The organism is Aquabacterium sp. (assembly GCF_044226965.1).
GTDB lineage: Bacteria > Pseudomonadota > Gammaproteobacteria > Burkholderiales > Burkholderiaceae_C > Pseudaquabacterium.
This window is the reverse complement of the sequence record NZ_JBGAGA010000010.1, coordinates 15258-28156: the sequence shown is the minus strand read 5'-3', so window position 1 is coordinate 28156 and position 12899 is coordinate 15258. Positions and strand designations below refer to the sequence as shown.

The window sequence follows — 12899 nt, the reverse complement described above, 5'->3', positions numbered from 1 at the left end:
CCGGCCGGCGCGGTCAGCACATGCCGCCGTTGATCGCGATGACCTGGCCGCTGATGTAGGCGGCCTGCGGCCCGGCAAGGAAGCCGACCAGGTCGGCCACCTCCTCAGGCCGCCCGGCGCGCTTGGCCGGCACCAGCTGCGCGATGGCCGCGGCGTCGAAGCTGCCGTCGGCCATCGGCGAGGCGATGATGCCGGGTGCCACCGCGTTCACCGTCACGCCGCGGCTGGCCACCTCCAGCGACAGCGCCTTGGTCGCGCTGTTCAGCGCGCCCTTGGCCGCGGCGTAGTTCACCTGGCCGCGGTTGCCCATCAGCGCCGCCACCGACGAGATGTTGACGATGCGGCCCCAGCGCGTGCGCAGCATCGGCAGCAGCAGCGGCTGGGTGACGTGGAAGAAGCCGTGCAGCGAGACATCGATGACCCGGTGCCACTGTGCGGCGCGCATGCCGGGGAACACCGCGTCGTCGTGCACGCCGGCGTTGTTGACGATCACCTGCACCGCGCCGGCCGCCAGCATGCGCTCGCAGGCCGCCTGCGCGGCGGCGGCATCGGCCACGTCGAACACGTGGCACTCGGCACCGGCGCCGGCGGCGCGCAGCTCGGCGGCCAGCTGCTCGATGGCCTCGGGCCGCGAGCTGGCGTGCAGCAGCAGCTGCGCGCCATCGGTGGCCAGCCGGCGTGCGATGGCGCTGCCCAGTGCGCCACTGGCGCCGGTGACCAGCGCGCGCTTGCCGGCCAGCGGCAGGGAAGAAGCCGTCGTCATGCCCTCGCCTCCGTCGACGCCGCCGGCAGCGGCGTGTTCAGCACCACCGTCGCGCGCCCTTCGGCAATGCGGCCCAGCGGCGCACAGTCCAGCTCGAAGGCGTACATCACCTGGCGCTCGTCGCCGGCCAGCCGCTGCGCCCGCACCTGCAGCGGGCCGGGCAGTTCGTCCAGCCGCGCCACCGCCAGCTTCACGCCGCGCACGCTGGCCAGGTAGCCGGCCTGCGGACCCGCGCCGGCCGGCGCCACCAGCGCGCCGTGCAAGGCCATGGCTTGCGCCGCGTACTCGATCGCGCAGGCCGCCTGCAGGCCGCTGCGGCTGCGCAGCGGGTTGTCGGCCGCGCGGTGACTGTCGGTCTCGCAGGCGATGCGCTCGTGGTCCCAGTGCAGCATCGCGTCCAGCAGGCACATGCGGCCGGCATGCGGAATGCGTGCGGCGATGCCGGCCCGGTCCAGCGTGGCCGGCGTCTTCACGCGCTATCCCCCCGTTCGGCCACCAGCAGCACGTTGGCGAAGGGCGTGCCCTGGCTCATCGGCAGCGGCTCCACGCGGAAGCCCTGCTGCTGCAGCAGCGCCACCCAGGCGCGCAGCGGGCGGCCATAGGTGGGCGGCACACGGTGGCCGCGCACCATCGTGACGATGCGGTCGACCCACTGGCTGATCACGAAGCCGCGCCGGCTGTCGGCATCGCCCACGCGCAGCAGCAGCCGGCCGCCCGGCCGCAGGGCCTGCGCCACGCGCTTCAGCAGCGCGGCCTGCGCCGCATGGTCGACGTAGTGCAGCACGTCGAGGATCACCACCGCGTCGCAGGGCGGCAGCGGCACCTCGCGCATGTCGCCACAGACGAAGCCGGGCTTGGGCACCAGGCCGGCCAGCGCCGTCTCGGCGCGGGCCACGTCGCGCGGCATCAGCTCGATGCCGGTGTAGCGGTTGCCCAGCGGCGGCGCAGGCCAGTGGGCCGGCCAGCGGCCCTGCGCATGCATCGCATCGATCGACGCCATCAGGCTGGCCAGCAGGCCCTGGCCGCAGCCGATGTCGACCACGTGGCCCTGCGCCGGCAGCTGGCCGCGCTCCAGCAGGTTGCGGAACACCGGGTCGCGCCCGAGCTTGCCGCGCGCGAAATGCCAGGCGAAGCGGCCGGACTGCCGGTACGGCGCGCAGGCCGCCTCGTGCAGCGCGCGCCAGGCGGCGTCGGTGGCGGCCGTGCGCTGCGGCAGCGCGGTGCTCGGGGAAACGCTAGCAGGCAAAGTCATCGTCACGAGTCGAACGGCAATCAGGCCTCGGGCGAGGCCTGCAGCGGCAGGAACACCGAGGAGCCCGGCAGCGGGTCGGCCATCGCCTCGGGCAGGGTCACGCAATGCAGTCCCTGCTGGCGGATACGCGCCAGCAGCGCCGGCAGCACCTGCAGCACCACCGGCTGGCCCTGCGAGTTGCGCGCGGCATGGCCGTCGTGCAGCAGCAGGATGTCGCCGCCGGCCAGGCCCCGCGTCAGGCGTTCGAGCACGCGTTCGGCATCGACCTCGCGGGTATCAAAGCCACGCCGCGTCCAGCTCGTCAGCTGCAGGCCCAGGCGCTGCAGCACCGGCTGCAGGAACGGGTTGCGCAGGCCGGCCGGCGCACGGAAGAAGCGCGGTGCTTCACCGGTCAAGCCGCCGAGCAGGCGCTGCGCCTCGCTGATCTCGGCCAGGAAGCCACGCGGCCCGAGGAACGAGAAGGTGTGCCGGTGCCGCAGGCTGTGGTTCTGCACGCTGTGGCCCTGGGCGACGATGTCGGCCACCAGCGAGGGGTGCTCGGCCGCGCGCTGCGCGATGCAGAAGAAGGTGGCGCGGGCCTCATGCGCCTTCAGCAGCCGCAGCACCGCCGGCGTCACCGCCGGATCGGGCCCGTCGTCGATGGTCAGCGCCACCTCGCCGCGCGCGGCTGCGGCCGGCGGCAGCCGCGTCAGGTTCGGGCCCAGCCAGCCGGCGCGCGGCCACAGCCCGCCCAGCGTGATCAGGCCGTGGTTGAGCACCAGGGCCGCCAGCGCCCAGCGCCATTGCGCGGGCCAGATCAGCAGCGCCGGCAGCAGCAGGGCATGCACGGCCACCGTCGCACGCAGGAACAGGCTCAGCGGCGCGCTGCTGCGCGCAGGCGTGACGGCGGTGGTGGCGCGGGCGGTCAAGACAGGGGCTCCTCGGCGGGCGCGGATTCTCCCATGGGCACCCCGGCATGCCAGCCGACGAAGGTGGCCGACAGCAGCAGCGCCAGCAGCGCGCCAGGCGCCACCACCTGGCCGATGGCCGACAGCGCCGGGATGTGCGACAGCGCGATCAGCCCGAACGACAGCACGGTGGTGCCGTTGGCCAGCACCAGCGAGGCCAGCGTGTCGGCATCGGCCCCGCCCTGGTGGCTGATCTGGTCGAAGAACAGCGCGTAGTTCGAGCCCACCGCCACCACCAGCAGCAGCCCCACCAGGTGCAGGATGCCCAGCGGCACCTGCGCCAGCGCCAGGCCGCCCAGCGTCAGCAGCACCGCCAGCGCCAGCGGCTGGCACACCGCCAGCAGCCGCCGCCACGAACGCAGCGAGAAGGCCAGCAGCGCGACAACCGCCAGCGCGCCGAGCAGCGACTGCCACAAGGCCTCGCGCAGGTAGCGCTGGTACAGGCTGTCGAGTTCCTGCTTGATGTCCACCACCTGCAGGCCGGGCACGTCCTGCAGCGCCGCGCGCAGGGCCGCCGGGGCCATCGCCTGCCGGCCCGGCTGCAGCGAAAGCATCGCGCTCCAGCCGCCGCCCGGGCGCTGGAACAGCAGCGCATCGACCAGCGGCGCCAGCGGGCTGCCCCGCAGCGCGGCGCGGTCGACCGGCGGCCGCGTGCGCGCCTGCTGCACCTGGTCGATGAAGGGCGCGAGCCGCTCGGCCTTCAGCGGCCCGCCGGCGGTGGCCTGGGCCAGGCGTTCGCGCAGCGTCTGCGCATCGGGCAGTGCCGCCAGCCGTGCCTGCTGCGTGGCCAGGCTGGGCAGCCAGCGCGCGGGGCTGTCGTATCCGGCGATGCGGCCCTGCTCGACCAGCGCGTCGAGCCTGCTGCCGGCGGCCTCGGCCGCACGCAGCGCGGCCTGCTCGTCGGCGCCCTGCACCACCACCAGCGTGCGCGCGTCGCTGGCCGCAAGGTCGGCGCGCAGTTCGGCGTCCAGCGCCATCGCCGCCCGCGGCACCGGGCTCAGCGAGGCCAGGTCGCCGCGCCAGAGTCGGTCGTGCTGCCACAGCAGGCCCGCCAGCACGACGAGGCTGATGGCCCACAGCGGCCGCCGCAGCGCCGGCAGGCGCGCGGCCAGTGCCGCCGCATGCTGGCCCAGCCAGCGGCGCAGGCCCAGGCCGGCGGCACCATCGGGCATCAGCGCCGGCAGCACCCAGCGGGTGACCAATGCCGCCGTCAGCAGGCCGACCAGCGAGAAGACACCCAGCTGCGCCAGGCCTGGAAAGCCCGAGAACACCAGCGCCGCAAACCCACAGACCGAGGTCAGCAGCCCCAGCCGCACCGTCGGCCACGAAGCCGCGCGCCACTGGCGCCAGCCGGTGCCGGGCCGTGCGGCGCCGCGCGCCTGGATCAGGTAATAGATCGCATAGTCCACGGCCTCGCCGATCAAGGTGCTGCCGAAGCCCAGCGTGATGCCGTGCACCGTGCCGAAGCCCAGGCTCACCGCGACGATGCCGCCGACCACGCCGCTGGCCACCGGCACGAAGGCCACGCCCAGCGCCGGCAGCGAGGCGAAGGCGGCCAGCAGCACCGCGCCCATCAGCACCGTGCCGACGATGGCCAGTTGCTTGACCTCGCGCTCGATCTGCGCGCGGCTGTCCACCGCGAACACCGGCGGACCGCTGATCTGCAGCTGCAGTGCGCCCAGGCCTGGCTGGCGCCGCACCTGGTCGAAGGCCGCGTGCACCGAGGCCAGCAGCGCCGCCTGCCCGTCGAGGTCGCCACCGGCCACCCTGGCCTGCGCCAGCAGCACCGCGCGCGGCGCCGTGCGCGAGACCCACACGCCCTGCTCGCTGCGCGGCGCTTCGGGCGGCAGCATGGCCTCGACGATGCGGCGCGTCTCGCCGGTGGGGTCGGTCTCCAGCAGCGGCTTGATCGCGGCACCGGCCGGCGTGCCGAGCAGCGAGACGGTGTCGTCGATGGCGTCGCGCAGCCCTTCCACCGTGAAGCGTCGCGCATCGACCGCCGGGCTCAGGTGGTAGCGGTGCGCGAACAGCCATTCGCCGGCGCCGCTGGTCTGCCAGAACGCGATGTCGCCGTTGTGCACCTGCTCGAAGCCGCCGCCGGCGCGCAAGGCCTGCGCGAGCTGGCGCGAAGCCTCGGCGCGCTGCGTGGCGTCGCCGCCGCTCACAGCCATCATCAGCGTCCGCGACGCGACGCCGCTCTGGATCTGCTCGATCAGCAACTGCTGGCGCGCGTCGGGGCTCGCCGGCAGGAAGGCCGACAGGTCGGCCGAGAAGCGGCTGTGCGCGATGAACACCGCGCCGGCCGCCAGCGCGGCCAGCCACAGCAGCAGCGCCGCGAGGCGGCGGCGCCAGGTGAGCGGCGCGGCCGGATCGGCCGGCTTCACGGCTTCTTGTCGGCGGACAGCGGCTCGATGCTCATCACCGAGCGGTCGCCATCGGCCATGCGCATTTCCACCGTCCGCACCTCGGCGCGGCGGCCGGCGATGCGCACGCTGGCCAGCATCACCTGCAGCCGCGGCTCGATCGGCTGCAGCTCCAGCGCCCACTGGTCGGTGCTGCCGCTGACGGCGACCTTGAAATGCGCCTTCAGGGTCTGCGCATTGCCGGTCAGGGTGCCGCGCACCGCTTCGACGATGGCTTCGGTCTCCGGCGACGCGTCGAGCACCAGGCTGCGGCTGCGGCCACCCTTGGTCAGCGTGACGATCGGCCCTTCGACCACCATGCTCTCCGGCCGCGGCTCCAGCGTGCGGCGGGCGAAGCGGTCGGGCGCCGCGAAACTCAGCGTGCCGCTGCTGAGCAAGGGCGCGTCGAGCCCCTTGACGATGCGCTGTTCGGTGAAGCGGGCCTCGCCGCTGCGCACCTGGGCCAGCAGGGTCATCAGTTCGTCCAGCTGCAGCGGGGCCGCCGCCGCCAGGCCACTGCCGGCCATCAGCGCCAGCACGACAGCCAGGCAGCGCCGCCGTGCCGATGCGAACTCAGTCCGCATCTTCCTGCCAGAAGTCATGGAAGTTGAACCAGTTGTAGGGCATCTCACGGCACAGCGATTCTAGGAGCGCGGCATACGCGGCCATCGCCGCCTGGATGCGCTGCTCGCGCGCGGCGGCATCGGCATCGCGCACGCTGAAGTCGGCCAGCGGCACGAAGCGCACCTGGTAGCGTGCGCCGCCGCAGTACAGCCCGACCATGAAGATCATCTTCTGGCGCAGCAGCGCGGCCAGGCGGAAGGGCCCGTCGCTGAACAGCGCGTCGCGGCCCAGGAAGGGCAGCGGCACCGGCCGCGTGCGCACCGATTCGCCGGGCACCCAGCGGTCGCCCAGCATGCCGACCAGCCCGCCGGCGGCGAGCTTGTCGCGGATCTGCAGCATCGACTCCGGCCGGCCGAGCGCGATGATCTGCGGCTTCGCGTCGGGCGCGATGGCGGCCAGCGCAGCGTTGATCAGCCGCGCGTTGTCCGGGTACATCACCATCGTGAGCTCGACGTTCTCGCGGTGGCGGCCGGAGACGCGCAAGGCCTCGAAGCTGCCGACATGCGCGCCGATCAGGAAGGCGCCGCGCCCCTCGTCCAGACAGGCCTCGACATGCGCGTGGCCCTGCACCTCGACCTCGATCGCCTGGTCTTCGTGGCGCAGGAAGTACACGCGGTCGAGGATGGTCGACGCGAAGCTGAACACATGGCGGAAGCCGTCGGACCAGCCGGCCGGCCGGCCCAGCGCGCGGTCCAGGTAGCGCCGGCTGTTGCGGCGCGCGCGCGGCGAGAACAGCACGAAGTACAGCGCGATGGGGTACAGCACCCAGCGTGCGACGCGCCGGCCGCAGCGCAGCGCGATCCAGCACATCACGCGCAGGGTGGCGGCATTGCTGCGCTCGCGTTCGGCGGTCCAGCCGGGCGCGTTGCGCGCTTCGTCGGCCGAAGCGTGGATCGGCTCGATCGTCATGCGCCCACCGTGCCGGTGGCCACCAGCCGCTCGTCCTGCAGGATCTCGAAGCGGCGCGTGCCGGCGCCGGCCGCAGGCGCCTGCACATGGATGCGCAGCAGCGCGCCCGGACCCACCGGCGCCAGGAACTTGGCCGCGCCGAAGTGCAGCGCCGCCTCGGGTGCGCCGGCCTCGCGCAGCAGTTCGGCCACCTCGGCCAGCAGCAGCACGCCGGGCAGCAGCGGCTGGCCCGGGAAGTGGCCGGCAAAGGCGGGATGGTCCGGCGGAATGCGGCGCTCGCCGTGCAAGGGCCCGGTCATCAGCGCCCCCGTGCCGCGCCCGGGCCCAGGCGGGCCAGCGCCAGCGCGCGCAGGGCCTGCGCGGTGAGCTTGCCGGTGGCTTCGCGCGGCAGCGCGTCCACATGCACCACGCGCCGCGGCACGAACACCGGCTCGAGCCGGCTGCGCAGCCCGGCGATGACCTGCTCGGCGCTCAGCTCCGGCGCGACGACGAAGGCCACCGGCCGCACCACGCCGTCGGGCACTTCATCGGGCAGCCAGAACGCGCCGTCCTGCACCCCCTCCAGGCTGTTCAGGTGATAGTTCAGGTGGCCCAGCGAGCTGCGCCGGCCAGCCACGTGGATCAGGTCGTTGGCGCGGCCGTAGAGCCGGAAGCGGCGCGCGTCCTCGAGCTTCAGCACGTCGGCCAGGCGGGTGGGTTCGCGCACCGGGCCGCCCTGCACGACGAAGCATTCGTCCTGGTCCGGCTCGCCGCCGCCCGGGTCCAGCCGCGCGATGCGCATCTCGCCGAAGGTGCACCACACCTCGCTCTCGACCGTGCGACGGCTGGCGACCTGGCCGGCCTCGGTGCAGCCGTAGATCTCGATCAGCTGCCCGCCCAGCGTCTGCTCGGCCTGGCGCGCCAGTTGCGGCGACAGCGGCGCGGTCGCGCTCAGCAGCACGTCCACCGGCGGCAGCGCCAGCCCGGCCGAGAGCAGCGCCTTCAGGTGGAACGGCGTGGTCACCAGCGCGCGCGGCCGCGGCACCGCGGCCAGTGCGGCAGCGATGTCGGCCGGGTAGAAGGGTCGGCCGCTGTCGATGGCCGCGCCGCCCAGCATTGCCAGCAGCACGCTGGATTCGAGCCCGTAGCTGTGCTGCGGCGGCACGGTGGCGACGATCGTCAGGCCGGCGAGCGAGGGCAGGCCGAGGGTCTCGGTCAGCCGCTGCGTCGCGCCCTGCACGCTGAGCCGGATCTCGTCCCACAGCCGGCGGTGCGGCTGCGGCACGCCGGTGGAGCCCGAGGTCAGCAGGCACGCGGCGCACAGCTGCGCGTCGATGGCCGGCACGCTGCCGGCCGGCGTCGCATCGCCTTCGGCCGCGGGCGGCACCTGCAGCACCGGCACGCCGTCGATCTGCAGCGCGGCATCGTCGGCCAGCGCGCACAGCCGGGGATGGTCGGCGCGCAGCTGCTGCAGGGTCTCGGGCCGCGCGTTCGGCGGCAGCAGGCTGGTGCGGCCGGCCTGCAGCGCGGCCCCCAGCGCCACGGCGAAGCGGTAGCGGTCGAGGCACAGGTTGATCACCGCTGCGCCCGCCGGCAGGCGCGCGGCCAGCGCCGCCACATCGGCCAGGTAGCGGTGGCCGCTGATCGGCCGCCCGTGATGCCACGCAAAAGGAGCGGCCAGGTCACGCGGGGCCAGCAGGGGCGAGGTGCCGGCCACCATCATCGCGCCGCGCCACCGGAAGGGTGGCGCACGGACTGCACCATCTGCGCCAGCGTGATGCGGTCGAACTCCGGGTGCAGCCGGTAGCGCGCCCAGTGCTCACCGACGAAGACCACGCCGATCAGCAGCGGCGTCAGCACGTTGGCCAGCAGCGACCAGGCCTCCCAGGGCAGCAGCGCGTAGACGCCGACCGAGAGCAGGACCATGCCGAGGAAGTAGCCGACCCACAGCCGCGTGACCCGCACGGTGTAGGCCTGCATGGCCGGCGTCAGCACGTGCACGCGGCGCGCCATCTGCGTGATCAGCGCCTCGCCCTCGCCGCGCAGGCTGGCCAGGAAGCTCAGCCCCAGCGCGAGGTGCACGCCGGCATGCTGGGCCAGGTACAGCCGCCGTACATTACCCAGCCCGCCCTGCGAGACGATCCACACCAGGCCCATGGCCAGCAGCGCGCACACGCCCAGCAGCAAGGCCTGGCCGCGGCGCCAGGCCAGCGCCAGCACCGGCAGCAGCAGCGGGCCGAACAGCGCGGCCACCGCCCAGGGCCGGTCGGCGGCATGCACCATCAGCCAGTGCGAGGCCAGCGCATACAGCGCCACCGCCAGCAGGCCCAGCGTGATGCGCAGGCTCACCGCCACCGCCTCGCGTCAGGTGGTGCGGTGCGCGGCCACATGGGCGGCCAGCGTGCGCAGCGACTGGAAGATCAGGTGGTTGTTCTCGTCGTCCGAGCGCAGCTGGAAGCCATAGCGCCGGGACACCTCCAGCGCCAGCTCGAGGATGTCGATCGAATCCAGGCCCAGGCCCTCGCCATACAGCTGCGCCGTGGGGTCGATGCTGGCCGGGGCCACGTCGAGGTTCAGCGCTTCGACCAGCAGGACCGCCAGTTCGGCTTCGAGCGCGCTCGGCGCGGCATCTGGCGTGGGCGACGATGCGGTCAGGGACATGGTTTCCAGGCGTTTTCGAGGTTCAGGCAAGCCTTCCATTGTAGTTGTCGACTCGCTGTCGCCGCCCCCGCAAGTGAGGACCGTGGCACGCCGGCCGCGCACCGAAGCTCCGGGTTGCCCCTGATTTGGCGCGCTTTTTCGCAGACCGCGGCCGCCGCAGCGGCGTAGCCTCGCCCGCATGCTTGCCTCCTGGTTCGACCGCCTGCTCGGCCGCGCAAGGCCCCTGGCGCCGCCGCCGCGCGGCAGCGTGCGGTCGCGCCCGGGCGCCGCAGCCGCCGGCGGGCCTGCCAGCGTGCCGCCCGACGCGCGCCGCAGCGTGCCGGTGGGCGCGCACCGGCCCTTGATCGGCCCGCGCGGCCAGATCGCCGGCTTCGAATTCCGCCTCGGCGACGGCATGCTGCGCCGCCTGCGCGGCCGGGGCGACAGTGCCGCCGCGGCGGCCAGCATCGGCAGCCTGCTGGGGGCGATGCGCACCTGCGCCCAGAACGGCCAGGCGGCCTACGGGGAAGTGCCGGCGGCCTGGCTGCTGCATGCCACGGGCCACGAGAGCATGCAGGCGAACATGTTCCTGGCGCTGAACGACGACGACGTGCAGCCCGCCGAACTGACTGCCCTGCTGCCGCGCCTGCAGGCCTGGCGCGCCGCGGGCGCGCAGCTGGGCTGGCGCGCCGGCAGCCGGGTGGGCACCGTGCTGCCGGCACCCGATTTCCAGGTGCTGCCGACCGCGGGACTGGATGCCGCCGCCCTGGTGGCCGCGCTGCGCGCAAACCCGGGCGGCCTGCCGCTGATCGCGCTGGACCTGCCCGGCATCGAGGCGCTCGAAGCCGCGCTGCGGGCTGGCGTGCGCCTGGCCTGCTGCCACATCGACAGCCGCGCCGAGCCGCCCGAGGCACGCCCGCTGACGCCGCAGACCCAGCGCCTGCTGAAGTTGATGAACCAGCTGGCGCGCGATGCCGACACGCCCGACCTGGTGGCCGCGATCAAGGCCGACGTGAGCCTGAGCTACCGCCTGCTGCGCCAGCTCAACAGCGCGGCGGTGTGTGCCAGTGGCGAGCTCGGGTCGATCGAGCAGGCCGTGGCGCTGCTGGGCCGCAACGAGCTCTACCGCTGGGTCAGCGTGCTGCTGGTGCGCCAGGCGCCCGCGCGCCCGGCCTCGGCCGCGCTGCAGGCGATGGCGCTGGCCCGCGCCCGCTTCTTTGAACTGCTGGCTGAAGCGCGAGGCGAGCCGCAGCCCGGTGCGCTGTTCACGCTGGGCCTGGCTTCGATGCTGCCGCTGCTGCTGCAGACCCCCCTGCCCGACGCGCTGGCCGCGCTGCAGCTGCACCCGCAGGCCGCACTGGCTTTGCTGGAGCGCCAGGGTCCGTGGTGCGCCTACCTGGCGCTGGCCGAGGTGCTGGACGAAAGCGACCTCGAAGAAGCCGCACCGCTGGCCGAAGCCTTCGGCGGCCTTCAGGCCGTGATGGCGCAGTCGACCCGCGCCTGGGCCTTCGGCACCACGCCGCCGCCGGCCGAGAAGTAGTGGCCTTCAGCCGCGCAGCGCCTGCCGCAGCTGCGCGCCGACCTCGGGCTTGTCCTTGAACGGATCGCTGGGGTTGCGCACCTGCATCACGTCTTCCAGGCGCGTCTGCACCGAACCCAGCGCCTTCGGATGGCTGAAGACGTAGAACTGGTTCTCGCGCAGCGCATCGATCACCTTGCGTGCCACGTCGGCCGCCGTCACCTTGCCGCTGCTGACCGCCTTCTCGCTCATCGCCTGGCCGATCAGCTGGCTGCGGGTGGGCTTGTCGGTGATGTCGGCCGGCCGATTGCGGTGGCTCTGGTGGATGCCGGTGGGCACAAAGAACGGGCACAGCACATGGGCATGCACCTGCTCGCTGACCAGCGAGAGGTCCTGGTACAGCGTCTCGCTCAGGGACACCACCGCATGCTTGCTGACGTTGTAGACGCCCATGTTCGGTGGGTTGACCATGCCGGCCATCGACGCCGTGTTGACGATGTGGCCGACGTAGCCCGGGTCGGCCTGCGCGGCGGCCAGCATCATCGGCGTGAACACGCGCACGCCGTGGATCACGCCCCAGAGGTTGACGCCGAGCACCCACTCCCAGTCCTTGACGCTGTTCTCCCACACCAGCCCGCCCGAGCCGACGCCGGCGTTGTTGAACACGAAATGCGGCGCACCGAAGCGGGCCTGCGTGGCCGCGCCCAGGGCCTCCACCTGCTCGGCCTTGGACACATCCAGCCGGTACGGCAGCACCTGCGCGCCCAGCGCGGCCACATCGCGCGCGGCGAGTTCCAGCGCATCGGCCTGCACGTCGGCCATCACGATGTTCATGCCCAGCTGCGCGCACTGGCGCGAGGTCTCGAGGCCGAAGCCCGACGCGGCGCCGGTGATGACCGCGGTGCGGCCCTTGAAGTCGATCATGCTGATTGCTCCTTCTTGATCTGGAAGCCGATGCGCGGGAAGTGCACGTGCACGGTGCCGGCGCGCTCGTCGGTGCGGCGGACCACCACCTCGTCGGCGCTCAGGCCCACCAGCGTGCCGGCCACCGGGTCGCTGCCGTAGTCGGTGGCGGCCACCGTCACGGCCTGGCCGGGCTCGAAGCCGAGGCCGGCACCTACCTCGCAAAAGGCGTGGCCACCGGCGGCACCCGCCGCCGCGACTGCGATCGCCTCGGCGCTGCTCATCGGCTCGCTGCGGCCATGGCCAATCGCCAGCACGCGGTCGAGCCACTCGTTCAGGCCCGCATGGCGGCCGATGATCTCGGCCACCGGCCCGCCGCGGCGGATGAACCACAGCGCATGGGCCACCGAGAAGTCGGCGATCGTCGGCGTGCCGCCGAACAGCCAGGGCCCACCCTGCTGCTGCAGCTGCGCGGCCAGCGAGCCGAGGTAGCTGCCCAGCTGCGCGGTGGCGTCGGCCAGCGTCAGCCGCCGCATGCTGCCGGTGAAGGCCGCACGGTCGGCGCCAAAGGCCTTCATCACCTCGGGCGCCGGGTTGTTGAACAGGTGCGACACGCCGGCAGGCTGCATGGTCCAGGTGACCGCGGCCCAGAACAGCGCCGAGTCGGCCCACTGCGCCAGCGGCACCGCCAGCGGCGCGCTGGCCGGGTACAGCGTCGGGCTGGGCTGGCGCGCTTCCAGCACGCGGGCGATCAGCGCCGAGTCGCAGTAGATGTCGGCCCCGATCTGCATGAACGGTGTCTTGCGGTAGCCGCCGGTCAGCGCCAGCACGTCGGGCTTGGGCATGATGGCCGGGATGTGCACCGAGCGCCAGGCCAGGCCCTTGAAACCGAAGATCAGCCGCACCTTCTCGGAGAACGGCGAGCTGGGGTAGTGGTGGAGGATCAGGTCGCTCATGTTGG

General features: G+C 73.4%; 14 protein-coding genes. 1 reads left to right on the top strand and 13 read right to left on the bottom strand.

The features are described from left to right. Nucleotides 1-13 precede the first annotated feature (13 nt). The 11 genes from fabG to ACILR4_RS06620 are packed head-to-tail and all read right to left on the bottom strand — an operon-like array spanning nucleotide 14 to nucleotide 9537. Complete coding sequence (gene fabG / locus ACILR4_RS06670; protein WP_395700132.1) at nucleotides 14-745, bottom strand: 3-oxoacyl-ACP reductase FabG; 732 nt, start codon at nucleotides 743-745, stop codon at nucleotides 14-16. A 14-nt stretch (nucleotides 746-759) separates the two neighbouring features. After that, a complete protein-coding gene (locus ACILR4_RS06665) occupies nucleotides 760-1236 on the bottom strand; it encodes a hydroxymyristoyl-ACP dehydratase (protein WP_395700059.1) in 477 nt (158 codons plus the stop codon). Continuing rightward, nucleotides 1233-2015, bottom strand: a complete 783-nt coding sequence (locus ACILR4_RS06660; protein WP_395700058.1) for a methyltransferase domain-containing protein — start codon at nucleotides 2013-2015, stop codon at nucleotides 1233-1235. The genes ACILR4_RS06665 and ACILR4_RS06660 overlap by 4 nt, the downstream gene beginning before the upstream one ends. A 20-nt stretch (nucleotides 2016-2035) precedes the next feature. Beyond that, nucleotides 2036-2923, bottom strand: a complete 888-nt coding sequence (locus tag ACILR4_RS06655; protein WP_395700057.1) for a polysaccharide deacetylase family protein — start codon at nucleotides 2921-2923, stop codon at nucleotides 2036-2038. Continuing rightward, nucleotides 2920-5346 (bottom strand): MMPL family transporter, encoded by a 2427-nt coding sequence (locus ACILR4_RS06650; RefSeq protein ID WP_395700056.1) that lies wholly within the window; start codon nucleotides 5344-5346, stop codon nucleotides 2920-2922. Before ACILR4_RS06650 ends, ACILR4_RS06655 begins: the two co-directional genes overlap by 4 nt. Continuing rightward, the gene (locus ACILR4_RS06645; RefSeq protein ID WP_395700055.1) at nucleotides 5343-5948 is read right to left on the bottom strand and encodes an outer membrane lipoprotein carrier protein LolA; all 606 of its coding nucleotides are present in this window, start codon (nucleotides 5946-5948) and stop codon (nucleotides 5343-5345) included. Before ACILR4_RS06645 ends, ACILR4_RS06650 begins: the two co-directional genes overlap by 4 nt. Beyond that, entirely contained in the window at nucleotides 5938-6897 is a 960-nt protein-coding gene (locus ACILR4_RS06640; RefSeq protein WP_395700054.1) for an acyl-CoA synthetase, read from the bottom strand. The genes ACILR4_RS06645 and ACILR4_RS06640 overlap by 11 nt, the downstream gene beginning before the upstream one ends. After that, nucleotides 6894-7196, bottom strand: coding sequence for a 3-hydroxyacyl-ACP dehydratase (locus ACILR4_RS06635; protein ID WP_395700053.1), 303 nt, complete (start codon nucleotides 7194-7196; stop codon nucleotides 6894-6896). Before ACILR4_RS06635 ends, ACILR4_RS06640 begins: the two co-directional genes overlap by 4 nt. Then, on the bottom strand, nucleotides 7196-8599 hold the full coding sequence (locus ACILR4_RS06630) for an AMP-binding protein (protein WP_395700052.1): 1404 nt from the start codon (nucleotides 8597-8599) through the stop codon (nucleotides 7196-7198). Before ACILR4_RS06630 ends, ACILR4_RS06635 begins: the two co-directional genes overlap by 1 nt. Continuing rightward, complete coding sequence (locus ACILR4_RS06625; protein ID WP_395700051.1) at nucleotides 8596-9225, bottom strand: hypothetical protein; 630 nt, start codon at nucleotides 9223-9225, stop codon at nucleotides 8596-8598. Before ACILR4_RS06625 ends, ACILR4_RS06630 begins: the two co-directional genes overlap by 4 nt. A gap of 15 nt (nucleotides 9226-9240) precedes the next feature. Next, nucleotides 9241-9537 carry a phosphopantetheine-binding protein gene (locus tag ACILR4_RS06620; RefSeq protein WP_395700050.1) on the bottom strand — a complete coding sequence of 99 codons (297 nt, stop codon included), beginning with the start codon at nucleotides 9535-9537 and terminating at the stop codon, nucleotides 9241-9243. A 178-nt stretch (nucleotides 9538-9715) separates the two neighbouring features. Here ACILR4_RS06620 and ACILR4_RS06615 point away from each other — a divergent pair, with 178 nt between their 5' ends. Beyond that, a complete protein-coding gene (locus tag ACILR4_RS06615) occupies nucleotides 9716-11056 on the top strand; it encodes an HDOD domain-containing protein (protein WP_395700049.1) in 1341 nt (446 codons plus the stop codon). Nucleotides 11057-11062: 6 nt separating this feature from the next. Here ACILR4_RS06615 and ACILR4_RS06610 read toward each other — a convergent pair whose 3' ends face one another. Both ACILR4_RS06610 and ACILR4_RS06605 read right to left on the bottom strand, forming a co-directional pair. Beyond that, complete coding sequence (locus ACILR4_RS06610; RefSeq protein WP_395700048.1) at nucleotides 11063-11959, bottom strand: SDR family oxidoreductase; 897 nt, start codon at nucleotides 11957-11959, stop codon at nucleotides 11063-11065. After that, on the bottom strand, nucleotides 11956-12894 hold the full coding sequence (locus ACILR4_RS06605; RefSeq protein WP_395700047.1) for a glutathione S-transferase family protein: 939 nt from the start codon (nucleotides 12892-12894) through the stop codon (nucleotides 11956-11958). Before ACILR4_RS06605 ends, ACILR4_RS06610 begins: the two co-directional genes overlap by 4 nt. Nucleotides 12895-12899: the final 5 nt, after the last annotated feature.

Excerpts from the sequence above, each read along its gene's own strand:
- ACILR4_RS06635 (WP_395700053.1), bottom strand. The coding sequence starts at position 7,196 with ATGACCGGGCCCTTGCACGGCGAGCGCCGCATTCCGCCGGACCATCCC.
- ACILR4_RS06660 (WP_395700058.1), bottom strand. The coding sequence starts at position 2,015 with ATGACTTTGCCTGCTAGCGTTTCCCCGAGCACCGCGCTGCCGCAGCGC.
- ACILR4_RS06605 (WP_395700047.1), bottom strand. The coding sequence starts at position 12,894 with ATGAGCGACCTGATCCTCCACCACTACCCCAGCTCGCCGTTCTCCGAG.
- ACILR4_RS06615 (WP_395700049.1), top strand. The coding sequence starts at position 9,716 with ATGCTTGCCTCCTGGTTCGACCGCCTGCTCGGCCGCGCAAGGCCCCTG.
- ACILR4_RS06610 (WP_395700048.1), bottom strand. The coding sequence starts at position 11,959 with ATGATCGACTTCAAGGGCCGCACCGCGGTCATCACCGGCGCCGCGTCG.
- ACILR4_RS06620 (WP_395700050.1), bottom strand. The coding sequence starts at position 9,537 with ATGTCCCTGACCGCATCGTCGCCCACGCCAGATGCCGCGCCGAGCGCG.
- ACILR4_RS06640 (WP_395700054.1), bottom strand. The coding sequence starts at position 6,897 with ATGACGATCGAGCCGATCCACGCTTCGGCCGACGAAGCGCGCAACGCG.
- ACILR4_RS06630 (WP_395700052.1), bottom strand. The coding sequence starts at position 8,599 with ATGATGGTGGCCGGCACCTCGCCCCTGCTGGCCCCGCGTGACCTGGCC.
- ACILR4_RS06645 (WP_395700055.1), bottom strand. The coding sequence starts at position 5,948 with ATGCGGACTGAGTTCGCATCGGCACGGCGGCGCTGCCTGGCTGTCGTG.